We start from the raw sequence: 16,931 nt of genomic DNA, 5'->3' as shown, positions 1-16,931 counted from the left end.
CCGCTCCGATCGATCCTTCCAACCTCCTTTCGACCCATGATGACTTCACGCTTCCTTCCGCTGTCGGTCTTCGCCTTGGCCGCTGCGGCGCATGCCGGTCAACCCGTGTCGGAAATGGTGATGCCGGAGCCGACATCGCCTTGGCGTTTCGGCATCGGCGGCGCGCAGATCCTTGGCATCAAAACGGACTTCACCCGCCTCGGCACCTTCCAGAGCTCGTTCACTCCGCAGCCACTCGGCGGCACCGTCAACCGCGACTATGACGACGGCTTCGTCCACATCGACTCCTCCGGCAATCTCGGCAACGCGACCACCAACTGGTCCTACAACAACGCCAGCCAATACAACCCGGCGGGAACGGGCTCCATCAACTACTCCATCACCAACAGCCGCGCCACCGGCAGCGCCCGCGAAGATGGCGGAGCCAATCCCGGCGTGGACCTGTTTGCTTACCGTGACATGGGTCCGGTCGGTTTCTCAGGACTCGATGGTCACAAAGCCACGTGGGGTTTCCGGGCCGGACTCATGTATTCCCATCTCGGCATCAGCAACCACGATGCGGTCTTCACCGGTCTGACCACCGTCACCGATTCCTTCGATCTCGGCGGCACCATTCCACCGCAGGCTCCCTACACCGGTTCCTTCAACGGACCTGGTCCGCTGTTGGGGGACCAGCCCATCCGCACCATCTCGAATGGTGGCACCGGCTTCGTCACCGGCAGCCGCGAGCTCGACGTGAATCTCGCGGTGCTCAGCTTCGGGCCGTATTTGGAAATCCCGATCACCGACAAGTTCGACGTGCTTCTCGAAGCGGGCATCAGTCTTGGCTGGGCCGATGGCGATTACGAGATGCACTCCGCCACCACCGTCACCGGACTCGGTACCCAGACCAGCAACGGCCGCGGCTCGAAGTCCGACTTCCTGCCCGGCTTCTATCTTGGAGCGACAGCCGATTGGAAGGTCAACTCCGATTGGTCCGTTCTCTTCGGTGGCCGTTACCAGTATCTCAGCCAATTCGACGTCACCGCCGGAGGGTCGGAGGCGAGTCTTTCCTTCGACTCCGCGTTCGTGATCTCCCTCGGCGTGGCGTATACGTTTTGAGAAGCCACTTTCGTAGCGGCGTGCTTCTTCAGTGCGGTCGGTGGATCTTGTAAAACAAAACACCCCGCTGTCCGGAACCGGCGCGGGGTGTTGGGATCGGAGCATGCGGGACGATTATTCGTCCTCGTCGTCTCCATCGTCTTCTCCACCGCCGTCATCATCCTCGTCGGCGGAGCCGTCCTCCATGCTCTCGTCGATGTCGGTGCCGTCCGATTCATCGGCGAAGGATTCATGATCGTCTTCATCGATGGAGACCTCCTCGGTCACCTGGGCCAGCTCTTCGGCGGATTCCTCGGTGGCGGTTTCTTCGGAATAGGACTCGGTGTAGGATTCATACGTGGCCTCTTCGGACTCGGAGATCACGGACACGCAGGCGGTCACCTCGTAGTAGTCTCCCGCCTTGTGGACCGGCTGGCTGGAGTATTTCCAGTCCTTGTAGTAGGTGACGGCGGTGTTCGAGAACTCGCCCGCACCGGGAGTTTTGTTTTCCTTCACCACCGTGCCCCAGTCCTTCGAAAAATCCGGGAACCAGTCGTCCACCAGCGAATTGTAGGCGAGGGCGGTGTACTTGAGCCGGTTGTATTGGAAGAGATACGCACAATAGGCATTCAGGTCGTTGCCGGTCACCTTGTCGGTTTCATCGCAGAGACCCACGATGTCGTGGACGAACCGCTGCTGATAGGACTTCGGTTTGGCCTTGCTCTCGATGGCCTTCAACTGGGCCTTGATCGATTTCACCTCGGCGCGTGCCGCCGCCAGTTGCGCCTTTTCGGCTTCGGTGACCTCGCCGCCCATCTTCTTCCGCGCCACGGATGGGCCGAAGTGGAAGAGGAAGGTTTCATAGGACTTCGAGAGCGATTTGAGGCCGGGTGTGACCTCGACCCCCTCATGGGAACCGCTGAGCACGCCCCATGCGGCGGCAAGCTGGTGGACGCTCACGCCGAGAGCATCGAGCCCCTTGAGCGTGTTCTCGTCGTTGGCCTTCACGCCGGCTTCCAACTGGTCGACGGCCTTGCTGCAATCGCGGAGCGCGCTCCAGAACGGGCGGGCTTCCTTGGATTTCACGCTGATCTTGTCCTTCGCCGCATGCGCGATGAAGGCGACGGACTTGCCCATGTCCGCGACCAACGAGGCGGCGGTGGGTTTCTTGGCGTCGTGTTTGGGCTTGGCATCGGCGGGTTTGTCCTCACCGCGGGCATGCGGTGCGTGCATACACAGATAAGACGCGCCGAGCGCGACGATCACGGCTTTGCGAAATGGAGAGTTCATGATTTCTTTGGGGAGGGGATGGCCTTGGTACGGATTGCCACCAAGGCTGTCAGCCTGCGGTTTTATGGGCGGTGGCAGGCGGTCACAAGATCTATCGGGCCCGGGCCACCCCCGTCTTCGCGTGTGCTGGCGTCATGATGAGTTGAAGAAGCTCACGCATTTCCAATGCACCATCTAACAACCGCCATGTCTTGGCGGTTGTCAGCCGCGGTCTGATCAACCCGGCCGGCATCCACGATTCCGGACACGGTTGGAGGTCTTCTTCGACCTTTCCTTGTAGGTCACCGGCGGCTGACCTATCTCGCGGTTGAAAGCGATGCTGAAGCCGCTGGCCGATTCATAACCCACGGCCAGGGCGGTTTCCGCAACGGTCATGTCCCCCCGGCTCAACAGATCCCTGGCCATGGTGAGGCGCCACTGCAGCAGATAACGCAACGGCGTCACCTCCATCACGCGGGCGAAATGTTCCGCAAAAGACGAACGCGACATCGAGGCCTCGCGGGCGAGCGTGTCCAGCGTCCACGGATGGGCGGGCCGCGTGTGGATGGCCTGCAATGCGGCGGCGAGACGCGAATCCTGCAAGCCCGCCAGCAACCCTTTTGCGGCTGTTTCCGATGGAGCGGATCGCAAGGCTTCGACCAACAGGACTTCGACCAGGCGATTCAGAACGAGTGATTGTCCCGGGCGATTTCCAAGTGCCTCCCGTTTGATGAGTCCGACAAGGGGAGCCAGACTGTCGGCGGCAGGATCTCCCGCGTGCAAATGCAGCATCTTGGGAAGCAGGCTGGTAAGGATCGAGGCGTTGACCGGATCAAACATGAAGTAACCACCCAGCAGGCTGGCAGAAGGTTCCATGGTGGAGTCGCCATGAACAACTTCCTCCATCTGCCGTCCGGATGGAACTGGTGCCAGCAGCTTCGGGCGGACCTTCGCATCACTGGCCAGCGTGAAACGCGGAGTTGCGGGAAAGAGGATGAAATCTCCGGTTTCCAGCGTTCGGGCGGGTGCTCCTTCCGCCGCCAGCCAGCACGGTCCTTTCAACACCAGCGCATAGCTCGGATGTCCGAACTCGGCGTAACGCACTCCCCAGCGCCCCGCGCCGTGTACGAGCTTGGCCCCGTGGGCCTGGGGTTTGAGAAGGGCGACGATGGTGGAAAGGGTATCCATCTGGACTATTTGTGATGAAATATGGACTAAGCGTTATAGAAAGTCCGATTGGTTTTTGCTAATTTCATCCCGTCGATCAAACCAAAACGAAAACAGAACCATGCCATCCACCATTCTCATCACCGGCTGCTCCTCCGGCTTCGGCAAGGCGACCGCTTCCTTCTTTCTCGCTTGCGGCTGGAACGTCATCGCCACCATGCGCACGCCTCAACCGGGATTGTTCGAAGACAGTGACCAGCTTCTGCTTCTGCCGCTCGATGTGACACAACCCGACTCCATCGCGGACGCCATCGGGAAGAGTGTCGCACGTTTCGGAAAGATCGATGTGTTCGTCAACAACGCCGGCATCGGTTATTTCGGAGCGCACGAGGCGGTGCCGGATGAGGCGATCCGCCAGCTCTTCGAGACGAACACCTTTGGCGTCATGGCGGCCAACCGCGCCATCATTCCCCACATGCGCGGGAACGGATCGGGAACGATCATCAATGTGACTTCGAGTGTCGGCATCGCGCCGATGCCGTTGGTCGCCGCCTATACGGCCAGCAAATATGCCATCGAAGGCTTCTCGGAATCGCTGGCTTATGAAACGGGTGTGCTCGGCATCCGTGTGAAGATCGTCCAGCCGGGACTCGCTCCCACGACTCATTTCGCCGCGAACTCCGCCGCGTCCGGTGATCATCCGATTCCCCCGGCCTACTCCGGACATGCCGCGCGCTATTTCCAATCCATGCAGGACTATCCCACCGGCTACACCACCGAGGAAGACGTCGCCAAAGCCGTCCACGCGGCGGCAACGGATGAAGGAGACGGTTTCCGCTATCCGGCCGGGGCTGACAGTGCGATGCTGGCCGGGCTCAGGGCATCCCTGCCGGAGCAGGAGTTCATCCGGCGCATCCGTGCCATGACCGGCAGCGAACCGGCTAGGTAGGACGGGAGCGCGTTGCTGGTAGAGCAGTTGACTCTTCATCAATTGTTCCGGGGTTCGAGTCCTACAGCAGGCTGCGTGGAGCTGTAAGACTTCTCCCCCTCTGGACACCCCGTCCCGGACCTGCTTGCGTAGCGCCGGTTCATTTCGTCCGTTTGTTCTCATGAAGCTCCACACCCGTTTCTCCCTCGCCTTCGCGGCGCTGATGCTTGCCACCCATTCCGTGTCCGCCGAGCCGGATGCTCCCACCGTCACCACCGCCGCGCCGCGGTTCGGGACGTGGGGCTTCGACCTTTCCGGGCGGAATCTGGAGGTGAAGCCGGGGGATGACTTCTACGAATATGCGAATGGCAAGTTTGTGGAGCGCACGGTGATCCCGCCGGATCGGGTGCGGTTCGGGAACTTCGACGCGCTGAGCATCCTGTCCGAAGCGCGGGTGAAGGACATTCTGGAAAGCGCGGTGAAGAAGCCGGACGCCGCTACCGCGAAGATCGCCGCGTTTTTCGCCGCCTACATGGATGAGGAAAAGGCGAACAGCCTCGGCGCGAAACCGATCGAAACCGATCTCGCGGAGATCAAGGGCGCGGCGACGCATGAGGCCCTCGTCGGAGTGCTGGCGAATCCGGGCGGCTTCCACCGCGGCGTGTTCGGCGTTGGTATCGGCCCCGATCCGAAGGACCCGGAGCACTACCGTGTCTCGGCGGGATCGGGTGGCCTGGGACTGCCGGACAAGGATTACTATCTCAAGGACAGCTTTGCGGAGATCAAAGGGAAGTATGAGGCCTACATGGTCGAGATGCTGAAGCTGATCGGCTGGCCGGAGCCGGAGGCGCGCGCGAAGGACATCCTGGCATTCGAAACCCGCCTTGCCGAGGTGAGCTGGGAACGCGCGGAACTCCGCGACCGCGACAAGACCTACAACCCGATGACGCCCGATGAGCTGGCGAAGTTCGCGGAGGGCTACGATTTCAAGCGCGTGCTGGAGGTCCGCGGATTGGGTTCGGTCAAACGTCTCGTGGTCAGTGACAAGTCGGCCTTCCCGAAGAAGGCGAAAGTCTTCGCGGAGACGCCGCTGGACGTGCTGAAAGCCTGGGCGGCGTTCGGCACGGCGGATTCCGCGGCGACGTATTTGTCGAAGCCGTTCGTGGACGCGCAGTTCGCTTTCCGGGCGAAGACGCTCTCCGGGCAGCCGGAGCAGCAGGCGCGCTGGAAGCGCGCGGTTGCCGCGACCAATGAGGCGCTGGGCGAGGAGGTCGGGAAGGTCTATGTGGCCCGCTATTTCCCGGCGGAGTCGAAGGCCAAGATGCTGGACTTGGTCGCCAACGTGCGGAAGGCGCTCGCACAGCGTCTCGACCAGCTCGATTGGATGGGCGCGGAGACGAAGAAGGCGGCGCAGGACAAGCTGGCGAAGATCAGCGTGAAGATCGGCTATCCGGATGAGTTCCGCGATTACTCCGCGTATGAGGTGAAGGCGGACGACCTGTGTGGAAACCTCCGCCGTTCCGGGCTCTTCGAATGGAAGCACGATCTCGACCGCCTGGACAAGACGGTGGATCGCAAGGAGTGGGGCATGCCGCCGCAAAAGGTGAATGCCTACTACAACTCGACGATGAACGAGATCGTATTCCCGGCGGCGATCCTGCAACCGCCGTTCTTCGATCCCGATGCGGACCCGGCGGTGAACTACGGCGGCATCGGCGGTGTGATCGGCCATGAGATCAGCCATGGTTTTGACGACCAGGGCCGCAAGTCGAATGGCGATGGCGTGCTGAAGGACTGGTGGACCGCGGAGGACGCGCGGAAGTTCAACGAACGTGCGGAAAAACTAGGCGCACAGTACCAATCGGAGGAGATCCTCCCGGGCGAAAAGATCAACGGCAAGCTGACGATGGGCGAGAACATCGGCGACATGGGCGGGATCAATCTCGCGCTCGCCGCCTACCGGGCTTCGCTCGGGGGCAAGCCCGCGCCGGTAATCGATGGCACCACCGGCGACCAGCGCGTGTTCCTCGGCTGGGCGCAGGTCTGGCGGCAGAAGATGCGCGAGGCGGCGCTGGTCAAGCAGCTCCACACCGATCCGCATTCGCCCGCCGTCGCGCGCGTGAATTTCGTGATGCGGAACGTGGACGCGTGGTACGAGGCCTTCAACATCCGGCCGGGTGACAAGCTGTACGTGAAGCCGGAGGACCGGGTGCGGATCTGGTAAACGGATCAGGGCGCGTCCAGCGAGTAGATGAGCCGGTAGAACCGCTTCGGCCGGGCGGGGTCCCTCCAGCGCATGAGATCCTTCATGGCGTGGGGATTCCGCAACTGCTTGGCGGTGACGGCCACGGTTTCTCCCGTCGCCCAGTTCAGGTCCGCGCTGCTCTGGAGCTTCGCGGTGAAGGTGGGGCTGGCGATCGAGTTGCGCAGGAAGCCCTGCGGATCATCCACGACCTGGCGGGTGAAGTCGGAAGGGGAGGAGGTGTTCTCGAAAGCCGCCAGCCGCTGGGTGAGGGTGCCGTTTTTGACGATGGAACACAGCGCGAGGACATCCACGTCGCCATCCGAATCGTAGTCGGCGCACGCCAGCTTGCTTTGGTAGTTCACATTGCCGGTGATGCCGAAGGGACCGTTGAAATCCGGTGTGGCGGACGAGCGGTTTTCGAACCACGAGATGGCGTTGTATGAGTCGCTCACGCCATGGAGCACCACCACGTCCAGATCGCCATCGCCGTCAATGTCCGCAGTCAGTCGCGTGAAAATGGTTCCGGCTTTCTGCCACGGCTGGGCGGCCAGCCAGGTGTTGAAGTTGGCGTTGACGGCGGCGTTCGGTGCCGGAGCCGCACTGAAAGTGCCCAGCGTGTTGTCCACCGTGTAGCCGAAGGTGGGAGCGGTGGACCAGTTGTTGCGATAGGAATAACCGGTGCGGCCTAGTGAAATATCCGGATCGCCGTCGCCATCGCGGTCCTGCGCCAGAATGGATGGGAACGTGTCACTCGAACGCAGGCCGGAGATCAGCTCCGTTTCCTGACGCAGAAAGGGCGAGGGTGTTTCGCCCGTCAGGTTTTCGGACAGGAGAAGGTAGCAATCCGGTACGGAGATCACATCACTGGCGATGTCGAGATCGCCGTCTCCATCCAAGTCCAGAAGGGCGAAATTGCCGATGCCTGCGGTGCTGTAGGATCCAGCGGCCGCCTTTCTCACCACCTCGGTCCACGGCATGCCGGTGCCGCGCAGGTCGTGGCAATCGTACCAGACGCGGATGCCGGTATTGAGGGTGGTGCTGAGGTAGGTGAGATCGGGTCGCCCGTTGCCATCGACATCCGCCAGCTTGGCCGCGCCTTGATAGCCTTCCAGGTTCAGCTTGTGGAAGACGGAGAAATCGGCGTGACCTTCTTCGTTCAGGCGGTTTTCGAACCAGCCGTTGTAGGCTTCATAGGCTTCGCAGAAGCCCGTGAAGATATCGTCATCGCCATCGCCATCGAGATCGCCGCAGAGGATTTGGTTTGGCGAATAATATTGGCTCGTGCCCGGGACGAAGGCCGAGTAGAGGGAGTGGTTGGTGAACTGGGTGCCATTGCCCACACGGTAGCGGCACACCGAGGTGATCTTCCGCATGTACTGCTGGGAGGCGAAGGCACTTGGAGCTGTGGTGACGTAGGTATTGAAGGTGGTGCGGAGTTGTGCGAGAGCGGCGGACTGGGTGGGGAAATCGGCTTCCCGGTAGGTGGCCGGGGGTTGCCCGGTCTTGATGAAACGGAACCAGAGTTCACCCTGGATCTTTGCCACCACCACGGTTGGCACGGTGGAGGTGGCTGGGAGGGCGGAAGAACTGGCCAGAGAGGGGATCAGGTACAGCGTGTAGCCGGAGGTATCAATGGTCTTGTTCTCCATCCACAAGATCGTGGTCACGTAACCGTTGAGAACGAGACGGGTGGCGATGTCCAGGTCGCCATCCCCATCCAGATCGGAGAAGGTGGTGCAGGATCCATCGTTGTAGCGTCCCTGGCCCGGTAGAAGCACCGGAGCCGCGATGTCCGCGGTCGCTTCCTTCAGTCGGTTTGTGTGCAGGTAGAATTTCTCGGAACTGTAATTGGTGCAGCTGATCACATCCGGGTCGCCGTCCGCATCGAGATCCGCGACGAAGAGCGCGCGGACATCGTTGGAAAAGGCACTGATGACCCGTGGGGTGGTCTCGAAGGAGACGCTGCCGGTGTCTCCGTAAAGATTCCTCAGCCAGAAGATCTGGTTGTTGGAGGGATAGTTCGGACGGCAGGCAACGATGTCCGGATAGCCGTCCTGATCCAGGTCCGCGATGCGGAGGAAGTCCAGTTGCAGGGTACTGAGGACCTGGGGCGAGGCGAGCGGATATTGCTGCAGGGAGGTGGCGCCGAGCGTGCGGTGCAGGAAGAGTCCGAAGTCCTTGTAATAGACGAGAAGATCCTGGCGGCCGTCGCGGTCGAGATCCGCGGTTTGGAACTGCGCACCATAGATGGTGGTGGCGATGGGATACGTGACCGGATTCGGGCCGGTGTAAGGGGAGGGATTGAACTCGGCTCTGGCAGTCCGGCTGGTGAAAAGGGCAACTGCCAGTATCAGGGAGGATAGGCGGAACACGACTGGAAGGGTGAGTGGAGGATTGCGTCTTTGGGGGAAAGATAACTCAAATCGCGCGCAGACTAGGCATTGATGCGGTATATTCAATGTAAACCAGGTGAAGGCGTGATTTTGGTGGGGTGATCCAGAGGAACGATCTCCCGGAGGCCGGGTGTCCCGCGTTTCCTAACAAGAAATGGACTTGGCATGGACCCGCGCCATTCCGTGATTTTTTTCCCACGCGATCACGGACTAGCCAAGGTTTTGATCTGACTTGGGGGGCGGAATGGTCTTGTATATCCGCCATGCCCCTCAACGGCCCCGCCTCTTTTCTCCCCCTGGCGGACGAGTTGCTCGTCCATTGGGCGGCTGTGGATGCGGCCCGGGGGGACGGGAATCCCTTGCTGCTGGTAGGGCGGATAGGGCGCTCCACTTTGCTGGAACTGCGGGAAAAGTTGGAGGTGACCCAGGCTGCGGTCGCGCGGGCGCGGGCCAGCCGGTCCTTGGAGGCTCATGATCTGGAGGCCCAGGACAAGGTCGTGGCCCGGCGAATGAACCAGTTCCGGCAGTATCTCCATGGCAGCGGAGTGGACCCGAAGATTTCTCCGGAAGAGGCACGCGTGCTCTGGCAGAAGCTGGAGACGGAGAGTGGGGAAGCTTTCTGCCTGCCTACGGAATACACCCGACTGGATTTCATCACCGATCTGTCTGCCCGGCGCTTGATGGCCTCCGCGCTGGCGAAGGCGGAGAAGGCGCTGGCGAGCTCGCGCGGCCGCCGCGACGAGTATCAGGATCAGCTCCACGGCTTTGCGGAGATGTATCGGGACCGGGTGCGTGAGTTTTTCCCAGTGGACCATGAACTGGTGAAGAGCCTGCCGGTGCTGACCGTTCCCAAGGGCCAGGCTCCTGCGCCGGTGGATGCGGACTGTTCATGGGAAGGCGACTGCGCCCGCGTGTGGTGGACGCCGAGCGCCGATCCGGCGGTGGCGCACTACGACGTGCGCGGCATGGCCGGAGCCGACTACGAGATGGAGGACGAGCGGTTGGTGGGCCGTGTGACCGCTGGCAGCACGTGCCAGGTGGAGACGATTTCCGATCTGGATGAGCCTGAAGCCAGAGCTTCATTCCGCGTCTATGTGGTGCTGAGGAGCGGGCAGGAGAAGGGTAGCCGCCCGGTGACGGTGAGCCGGGCTTGAAGGAAACCGCGTTTGGGAGATCAGCCCGTTTTTAACCACGGATTACGCGGATTGAACGGATTTTTTAGAGAGGCGCACATGGCCATGGATTCGACCACAGATTTCGCAGATGACGCAGATTTGAAGAGAAGATTCTAAATCCAAAAAATCTGCGTCATTTGCGAAATCTGCGGTCCTATCCGTCTCTTCAAAAATCCGTTCAATCCGCGTAATCCGTGGTTTTAAAAGGTGCTTTCCATCTGAACTTGGCGCTTCCCGCCATCGGAACGGCCCGCCAGTTTGATGCATGCGAGTGCTCATTGCTTGTGACAAATTCAAGGGTTCCCTGAGCGCGTTGGAGGCCTGTGAGGCGATCCGGCGCGGACTGGGAGAGGGGACGGAGGCCGGGCTGTGCCCGATCGCGGATGGCGGCGAGGGATTTGTCGATGCGATGGTGACGGCGCTTGGCGGCGTGAAGGTGCATGCGCCCACGCACGATCCGCTTGGCCGACCGATCCAAGGCAGCTACGGCCTCATTCACGTGCAGGGAGTGCCCACGGCGGTGATCGAGATGGCGGAGGCCAGCGGCATGTGGCGGCTGAAGCCGGAGGAGCGGAATCCGCGGATCATGAGCACCTACGGCACCGGCGAGCTGATGCGGCACGCGGTGGAGGTTTCCGGAGCGAAGAAACTGCTGGTGGGGCTCGGTGGCAGTGCGACGAATGACGGCGGCGCGGGCATGGCGGCGGCACTTGGCGTTCGTTTTCTGGATGTGATGGGCGCTGAATTGCAGCCCGTGCCCGCGGAGCTGGAATGGCTCGCGGTGGTGGATGAAGGCGGGCGCATCGCGCTGCCGGAGATTCTGGTGGCGTGCGATGTGGATCACCCGCTGCTCGGGGAGCGCGGAGCCTCGGCGGTGTTTGGTCCTCAAAAGGGGGCCTCGCCGGAGGACGTGGTGTTTTTGGATGGAGTGCTCGGTGGGCTGGTGGCCGTGAGCGGTGGGGAGAATGAGGAAATCACGCCGGGCGCGGGTGCGGCGGGCGGTCTGGGTTTCGGCTTGCTGCGGTTCGCCGGGGCGCGGCTGGTGTCCGGATTCGATCTGGTCGCGGGCGCGCTCGGTTTGCGCGAGAGGCTGGTGGAAGTGGATCTGGTCATCACCGGGGAAGGTTCGCTGGACGAGCAGACGCTGGGCGGCAAGGGCCCGGCCGGGGTGGCGCGGATGGCGCGGGAGGCCGGGAAGCCGGTGGTCGCGTTTGCCGGACGGACGTTGCCGGTGGCGGCTCCGTTCTTCGATGCCATGTTCGATCTGGCGGCGTACGGCCTGCCGTTGGAGGAATCGATGCGGCGCGGAGGCGAGCTTCTGGAGACCCGGGCGCGGGAGGCTGCGGACTTGATCCGCTCGTTGGCGGGGGCTTAGATCGCCGCCACATGAGCAAGATCGCAGTGCTTTTTTCCGGTCAGGGAGCCCAGAAGGTGGGCATGGCCAAGGATTGGTTCGAGACCTCCACCACCGCGCGGAGCATGGTCGCCCAGGCCGATGCCGCCTTGGGATTCTCCCTTTCCGAAATCATGTTCGAGGGGCCGGACGAGGAGCTGACGAAGACCTCGCGCTGCCAGCCCGCGCTGTACCTGCACGGCCTGATTGGTCTGGCGCTGCTCAAGGAGCGGGTGCCGGCGCTGGAGGTGGTGGCCGCCGCCGGTCTGTCGCTGGGTGAATTCACCGCTCACGCCGCCGCCGGGACGTTTTCCTTTGAGGACGGCCTGAAACTGGTGGCCCGCCGTGGTCTTTTCATGGAGGAAGCCTGCCAGGCGACCGAGGGCGCCATGGCCGCCCTGATCGGTGGGGAAGAGGAGCAGGTCCGCGCGCTCGCCGCCGAGTGCGATGTGGACGTGGCGAACCTGAACGCGCCGGGCCAGATCGTGCTGTCCGGTTCCGTGGCCGGAATCGATGCCGCGGTGGCGAAGGCCAAGGACTTCGGCATCCGCCGTGCGATCAAGCTGAACGTGGCTGGTGCCTACCACTCCCGCCTGATGCAGAGCGCGCAGGACAAGCTGGCTGCGGAACTCGCCGCCGCGGCGATCCAATCGCCCGCCGTACCGGTGGTGTGCAACTTCGGCGCGTCCGTGGTTTCCGCTGCGGAGGACATCCGCACCAATCTCGAAAAACAGGTGACCGGCTCCGTGCGCTGGACGGAATCCATCCAACTGCTGCGTTCCCAGGGCTACGACACCTTCGTGGAAATCGGCCCCGGCAAGGTGTTGGCGGGCCTGGTGGCGAAGATCGACAAGGAAGCGAAGGTCTATTCCGTTGAGGATCTGGCGTCTTTGGAAGCTGCCGTGGAGGCCCTGTCCTGACATCCGAAAAAAAATCACAAAACCGCCATTTTCAGGTTGCGCGGCAGGATCGGTCCTCCTAGCTTCCGCGCACCCCGAACGGGCGGCTCTGGAGCGGTAGCTCAGTTGGTTAGAGCGCCAGCCTGTCACGTTGGAGGTCGCGGGTTCGAGCCCCGTCCGCTCCGCCAGTCCGTTCGAGTAAAGCAAGGCCCGCCATCACGGCGGGCCTTCTTGTTTCTACGATAAATCTCGTAGTTCGTGATTTTATGGGTTGCACGGTACGGACCGGTTGCTAGTTTCCGCCCGTCCGAACGGAACGGCTCTGGAGCGGTAGCTCAGTTGGTTAGAGCGCCAGCCTGTCACGTTGGAGGTCGCGGGTTCGAGCCCCGTCCGCTCCGCCACTCCGTCGACGAAACAAGCCCGCCGCAAGGCGGGCTTTTTGATGTAGGGGGAAGCTCCGGCTTTCCCTCTTCGGGATGGATCTCGCCCGGCCCGACAAGCTCCCGCCAACAGAGCTGGCGGAGACATTTCGAAAGCGGAGCTTTCGACTACAGTCGTGCGATCACGCGGTCAGTAACCATCCGCCAATAGATCCGCAATCTGCCGCACATCCGTAACCACGGCGTTAGCCATCTCTGGATCGCCCGGCCGGAGTGAATGATGATCCGCCATCACGAGCGCGGTATGGAATCCGTGACTCGTTGCGGGACTGATATCGTGGAGCGGATCATTGCCGACAACGAGGGCTTCCGCTGGCTGGATGCCCCGGATGGCGAGCGCCGTGGCCAGTGAGTCGAAGAGCGCGGGAGCAGGCTTCGCTTCGCCGTATTGGTAGGAGAGGATACAAAGGTCCGGTGCAAACGCATCAGTCAATCCGGTCAGTCGTTCCAAGGTCGGGATTGTATTCGCTTGTGCGTTCGAGATGAGGCCGAGAGGCAGATGGGAGAGCGCGGTCAAGGTTTCGCGGACACCCGGCATCAGCGCCACCGGCTGGCGGATGTCTTCGAGTGCGATGAACAGCGGTTTATCGATTGCCTGCCGCAGGACCTCCGACCACAAGGCCTTCAGATCCACTTCCGGAAACGCGGCGGTGGATGCCGCGTGCGACCGCTTGACCGCATCCGCCAAAGCCTCGGTCACGGAACCATCGAAGCGGATGCCTTGGTCCGCGAGAAAGGCGGTCAGTTCTATATCCGCTTCCGCATCGGCATACACCGGACCACCGCCGAGCAGCAGCGTGCCATAGACATCGAAGATCACCGCCTTGATCCCGGGCAAAGGGCTCAAGCGTGGCTCCGCACCCGAGGGAATGAACACCGGCGAGCGCCGCATTTCAGGTCAGCAGGAAATTGAAATTCTCCGGCTTCAGATATTCATCGAGCACGCGGTGCTTCGGCAGGAAAACAGGAGCACCCGGCGCCGTGGCTTCCAATTCTTCATAGAGCGCCACCAGGCGGTCCTTGTAGGCATCCGGCGAGTAGGGCGCGAGCTGGTCGGGAGTGGCGGTGGGCTCGCGGATGGCCAGGGTTTCCTCCAGCCATGTCGCCAGCGGCACCACGCTGCCACCGATCTCCACTTGCAGCGCGCTGCGGTCGCCACCCGCCATCAGGCGATGAACCACCTGGCGCTGGAGGTCTTCCGGCAGATTGCCGAAATCGAGATAGCCACGGAAACGGATCGCATCAAAGACGCGGTCGACATCGGAATTGTGCAGCGGCTTGCCGTAGGCATCGAGCACGTCCTGGAGATACCGGGTCAGATGCTGGCGCAGGGTTTCCAGACCCACCCATGAGATCGGCACGAGGACGCGATCGTAGAGACGGCCGGTGGTGATGCCGGACATGGCGTAGTCCTGGGTCACCATGGGCAGATTGCGGCCGAGCAGCGGCTTGCCGAGAGCCGCGGATTCCAGATAGCCGAGGCCGAAGCCCTCCGCGACCGAGGTGGTGACGAGGTGGGTGGCTTGGCCCAGCCATGCTTCGAAGGAACTGTTCGCGCCGGAGTGTGGCGAAATGCGATCCACCACCGCGAGATCCACCGGCAGGCCCGAATCGGAGGAGAAGGCCATCCAGGCATCGAAGTAGGGCTTCCAGCGCGGATGCACGGGCGCGAGGGTCACGGCGTAGCGCGTGCCTTCCGGGGAAAGGGCGGCCAGCAGGAAGACCTCGCCGAGGTTTTTCCGGCGGATGCCGCGCACCGGATAGAGCACCCGTGAGGGGCCGTCGGCCGGTGGATTGCCCGCCGGAGTGGCCGGGGCGCTGATCGGATTGGGCAGCACCATCGAGCTTTCCAGCGGCAGTCCGGCGTGGTGGAACCACGAGCGGTCCCGGGAATTGAGGAAGGCGTAGCGGATTTGCGGGGCGATCGGGTAGAGGGTCTCCGAGTCCGCGATCACCGGGTAGTTTTTCGGGCGTCCATCTTCGGCGAGATCGTGGATCTGGAGGACGAGTTTTTCCCCTGCTTCGGCGAGGATGCTGACGGCCTCATCCATCAACGGATTCACTCCCAGCGAATGGTTGTGGAAGTGCCAGACGTGCGGTCCGAGACCGATGGCGTCCTGGACGGCGGAGCGCATGGCATGGACGAGCCGCAGCGGTGTGTGGGTACCCACGTCGTTGAGGTAGCCCAGTCCCTCGACCACCCGCACCGGCAGATCGGTGACGGACGGCGGCGGGGAACCGCTGAGCACCACATGCGGGATGCCGGCGGCGGTGAGGCAGCGGGAGGCGCTCTCGACCACGCGGGTGACTCCGCCGGGCGAGAGATGATAGTGGACGATGACGACGGACATGAAAGGAGTGATGTGGAAAAGCATTCAGCGGTCCAACCCGGCGAGCGGCTTCACAAAATGAAAGCCCCAGATCTCGAATCCCAGCCGATGATAGAGTCGATGGGATGGATGGTTGGAGGTATAACTGTCAAGGACGAGAAGATTGCAGTTTCTTTGCTTGGCAAGTCCCTCAATGGCCTGGATCAGCACGGAGCCGATGCCCTCGGAGCGGTGGAGCGGGTGGACGACGATGTTGTCGAGTTCCAGGTAGCGGCCGCACCAGATTTTGGTGGCGATCCAGACACCGGCGAGGCCCACGAGCTTGCCATTCTGAAAGGCGCCGAAGGGGTGGTAGTGCGGGTGCTCGCGGAGGATCGTTTCGAAACGTTCGCGCAGCGTGGCGGTGGGCAGGTCCGGATTGAGATGCGCCAGCAGGCCGGTGGCGGCCAAGGCGTCTTCGGGACCGAGGATGCGGGTTTCAAGGGGCATCAGGCGCTGCACTTTGGCCGATGCGGGGCTATTCCGCTAGGGAAACCGTGAGGGAGGGGGAAGAATCCGCGGAAGGCGGAAATAGTAGCGCGAAGCTCCTGCTTTGTGTGAGGGGAAGAACGCTGTGGGAGATGGGGTTCCTTTTTCCTCAAAAGCTCCGCCAGAAGCACGCAAGGCGGGAGCCTCGCGCTACTTTGCGAAAGCAGGCCTCTCCGGCTCGGGAATGGCGGTGGCTTCGGCGGCGAGGTTGAGACCATCGAAGTGCCAGGTCTGGAGAATCTCCGGCAGTGAACTGGCGAGGGTCAGCTTGCCATCGCGTTCCAGCCGCCGGAACAGCACCTGGAGGATGCCGAAGGCCATGCGGCCGAGTTCCTCATCGCTGCGGTTGCGATGATGGCGCTGGTCGAGATCGGTCTGTGCCATGGCATCGGGGCCGATCGTTCGAGAAAGATCGATCAGATGCGCCAGCTCGACGCCATAGCCGCAGGGGAAGAGGAGGCTGCGGAAGGTTTCGCGGCGCGCGGCGTATTCGCCCGAGAGTGGTTGCAGGAACGCGGTAAGCTCCGGATAGAACAGCGAGAGCAGCGGCCGCACGAGGATCTCCGTAACCCGTCCGCCACCGGTGGGGCGGAAGCCCTGCGGATGATCGAGCGGACGTTCATAGAAGGCCTTCACATAGCACAGCGATGGGTCTTCCAACAATGGACCGACGAGACCGGTGACGAAATGGGGATCAAAGTTCGCGATGTCCCCGTCCACGAAGCAGATGAGGTCTCCGGTCGCGACGTGGAGGGCTTTCCAAAGATTCTCACCCTTGCCGCGGAAGGTGCCGCTTTCCGGGGCGATCTCCGCGGAAAGATACACATCCGCTCCGGCGGCGCGGGCGAGATCACGGGTGGCATCGGTGGAGCCGGAGTCGATGACGATCACTTCATCGACCACGCCATGCGTATCCATCAGTTCTTTGCGGATGCAGGAGACGATCACTCCGATGGTGTCCGCTTCATCCAGCGTGGGGATGCACACGGACACGCGCAGACCGTGGTTCCGTTTGAGCGCGGCCAGCGCGCCGGAATCGTGGAAACGCGAGTGATGGAAGATTTTCAAAACGGAACGAACGGAT

General features: G+C 62.3%; 13 protein-coding genes and 2 tRNA genes. 8 read left to right on the top strand and 7 right to left on the bottom strand.

Features of this window, described 5'->3' with window-relative positions; translation table 11 throughout:
• The first annotated feature begins 36 nt into the window (after positions 1–36).
• Positions 37–1,101 carry a hypothetical protein gene (locus KBB96_RS08280; protein WP_211634221.1) on the top strand — a complete coding sequence of 355 codons (1,065 nt, stop codon included), beginning with the start codon at positions 37–39 and terminating at the stop codon, positions 1,099–1,101.
• Between the two features lie 114 nt (positions 1,102–1,215).
• Here KBB96_RS08280 and KBB96_RS08275 read toward each other — a convergent pair whose 3' ends face one another.
• The gene (locus KBB96_RS08275) at positions 1,216–2,370 is read right to left on the bottom strand and encodes a helix-turn-helix domain-containing protein (RefSeq protein ID WP_211634220.1); all 1,155 of its coding nucleotides are present in this window, start codon (positions 2,368–2,370) and stop codon (positions 1,216–1,218) included.
• Positions 2,371–2,586: 216 nt separating this feature from the next.
• Positions 2,587–3,537 carry an AraC family transcriptional regulator gene (locus tag KBB96_RS08270; protein WP_211634219.1) on the bottom strand — a complete coding sequence of 317 codons (951 nt, stop codon included), beginning with the start codon at positions 3,535–3,537 and terminating at the stop codon, positions 2,587–2,589.
• Between the two features lie 100 nt (positions 3,538–3,637).
• Here KBB96_RS08270 and KBB96_RS08265 point away from each other — a divergent pair, with 100 nt between their 5' ends.
• Both KBB96_RS08265 and KBB96_RS08260 read left to right on the top strand, forming a co-directional pair.
• On the top strand, positions 3,638–4,465 hold the full coding sequence (locus tag KBB96_RS08265; RefSeq protein ID WP_211634218.1) for an SDR family oxidoreductase: 828 nt from the start codon (positions 3,638–3,640) through the stop codon (positions 4,463–4,465).
• A 160-nt stretch (positions 4,466–4,625) separates the two neighbouring features.
• Positions 4,626–6,668 carry a M13 family metallopeptidase gene (locus KBB96_RS08260; RefSeq protein ID WP_211634217.1) on the top strand — a complete coding sequence of 681 codons (2,043 nt, stop codon included), beginning with the start codon at positions 4,626–4,628 and terminating at the stop codon, positions 6,666–6,668.
• A gap of 5 nt (positions 6,669–6,673) precedes the next feature.
• On the opposite strand, the gene KBB96_RS08255 is transcribed toward KBB96_RS08260, so the two are convergent.
• Positions 6,674–9,061 carry an FG-GAP repeat domain-containing protein gene (locus KBB96_RS08255; protein WP_211634216.1) on the bottom strand — a complete coding sequence of 796 codons (2,388 nt, stop codon included), beginning with the start codon at positions 9,059–9,061 and terminating at the stop codon, positions 6,674–6,676.
• 284 nt (positions 9,062–9,345) lie between these two features.
• On the opposite strand from KBB96_RS08255, the gene KBB96_RS08250 reads away from it, so the two are divergent.
• The 5 genes from KBB96_RS08250 (at position 9,346) to KBB96_RS08230 (ending at position 12,950) form a co-directional block, all read left to right on the top strand.
• A complete protein-coding gene (locus tag KBB96_RS08250; RefSeq protein ID WP_211634215.1) occupies positions 9,346–10,236 on the top strand; it encodes a hypothetical protein in 891 nt (296 codons plus the stop codon).
• 286 nt (positions 10,237–10,522) lie between these two features.
• The gene (locus tag KBB96_RS08245) at positions 10,523–11,632 is read left to right on the top strand and encodes a glycerate kinase (protein WP_211634214.1); all 1,110 of its coding nucleotides are present in this window, start codon (positions 10,523–10,525) and stop codon (positions 11,630–11,632) included.
• An 11-nt stretch (positions 11,633–11,643) separates the two neighbouring features.
• On the top strand, positions 11,644–12,570 hold the full coding sequence (fabD, locus tag KBB96_RS08240; protein ID WP_211634213.1) for an ACP S-malonyltransferase: 927 nt from the start codon (positions 11,644–11,646) through the stop codon (positions 12,568–12,570).
• A gap of 90 nt (positions 12,571–12,660) precedes the next feature.
• A tRNA-Asp gene (locus tag KBB96_RS08235) sits at positions 12,661–12,737 on the top strand.
• 136 nt (positions 12,738–12,873) lie between these two features.
• Positions 12,874–12,950: transfer RNA gene (locus KBB96_RS08230), tRNA-Asp, on the top strand.
• Between the two features lie 169 nt (positions 12,951–13,119).
• Here KBB96_RS08230 and KBB96_RS08225 read toward each other — a convergent pair.
• From KBB96_RS08225 to KBB96_RS08210, 4 genes are all read right to left on the bottom strand, one after another.
• The gene (locus KBB96_RS08225; RefSeq protein ID WP_211634212.1) at positions 13,120–13,881 is read right to left on the bottom strand and encodes an HAD family hydrolase; all 762 of its coding nucleotides are present in this window, start codon (positions 13,879–13,881) and stop codon (positions 13,120–13,122) included.
• Between the two features lies 1 nt (position 13,882).
• Positions 13,883–15,340, bottom strand: coding sequence for a glycosyltransferase family 4 protein (locus KBB96_RS08220; protein WP_211634211.1), 1,458 nt, complete (start codon positions 15,338–15,340; stop codon positions 13,883–13,885).
• Between the two features lie 24 nt (positions 15,341–15,364).
• The gene (locus KBB96_RS08215) at positions 15,365–15,808 is read right to left on the bottom strand and encodes a GNAT family N-acetyltransferase (RefSeq protein WP_211634210.1); all 444 of its coding nucleotides are present in this window, start codon (positions 15,806–15,808) and stop codon (positions 15,365–15,367) included.
• A gap of 189 nt (positions 15,809–15,997) precedes the next feature.
• Positions 15,998–16,915: a glucosyl-3-phosphoglycerate synthase gene (locus KBB96_RS08210; RefSeq protein WP_211634209.1), complete on the bottom strand. Its 918-nt coding sequence runs from the start codon at positions 16,913–16,915 to the stop codon at positions 15,998–16,000.
• Positions 16,916–16,931: the final 16 nt, after the last annotated feature.

This window comes from Luteolibacter ambystomatis, assembly GCF_018137965.1.
GTDB classification, from domain to species: domain Bacteria; phylum Verrucomicrobiota; class Verrucomicrobiia; order Verrucomicrobiales; family Akkermansiaceae; genus Luteolibacter; species Luteolibacter ambystomatis.
The sequence above is the reverse complement of the archived record's forward strand: the minus strand, read 5'-3'. Positions and strand labels throughout refer to the sequence as shown.

Excerpts from the sequence above, each read along its gene's own strand:
- KBB96_RS08280 (WP_211634221.1), top strand. The coding sequence starts at position 37 with ATGATGACTTCACGCTTCCTTCCGCTGTCGGTCTTCGCCTTGGCCGCT.
- KBB96_RS08275 (WP_211634220.1), bottom strand. The coding sequence starts at position 2,370 with ATGAACTCTCCATTTCGCAAAGCCGTGATCGTCGCGCTCGGCGCGTCT.
- KBB96_RS08270 (WP_211634219.1), bottom strand. The coding sequence starts at position 3,537 with ATGGATACCCTTTCCACCATCGTCGCCCTTCTCAAACCCCAGGCCCAC.
- KBB96_RS08265 (WP_211634218.1), top strand. The coding sequence starts at position 3,638 with ATGCCATCCACCATTCTCATCACCGGCTGCTCCTCCGGCTTCGGCAAG.
- KBB96_RS08260 (WP_211634217.1), top strand. The coding sequence starts at position 4,626 with ATGAAGCTCCACACCCGTTTCTCCCTCGCCTTCGCGGCGCTGATGCTT.
- KBB96_RS08250 (WP_211634215.1), top strand. The coding sequence starts at position 9,346 with ATGCCCCTCAACGGCCCCGCCTCTTTTCTCCCCCTGGCGGACGAGTTG.
- KBB96_RS08245 (WP_211634214.1), top strand. The coding sequence starts at position 10,523 with ATGCGAGTGCTCATTGCTTGTGACAAATTCAAGGGTTCCCTGAGCGCG.
- fabD (WP_211634213.1), top strand. The coding sequence starts at position 11,644 with ATGAGCAAGATCGCAGTGCTTTTTTCCGGTCAGGGAGCCCAGAAGGTG.
- KBB96_RS08225 (WP_211634212.1), bottom strand. The coding sequence starts at position 13,881 with ATGCGGCGCTCGCCGGTGTTCATTCCCTCGGGTGCGGAGCCACGCTTG.
- KBB96_RS08220 (WP_211634211.1), bottom strand. The coding sequence starts at position 15,340 with ATGTCCGTCGTCATCGTCCACTATCATCTCTCGCCCGGCGGAGTCACC.
- KBB96_RS08215 (WP_211634210.1), bottom strand. The coding sequence starts at position 15,808 with ATGCCCCTTGAAACCCGCATCCTCGGTCCCGAAGACGCCTTGGCCGCC.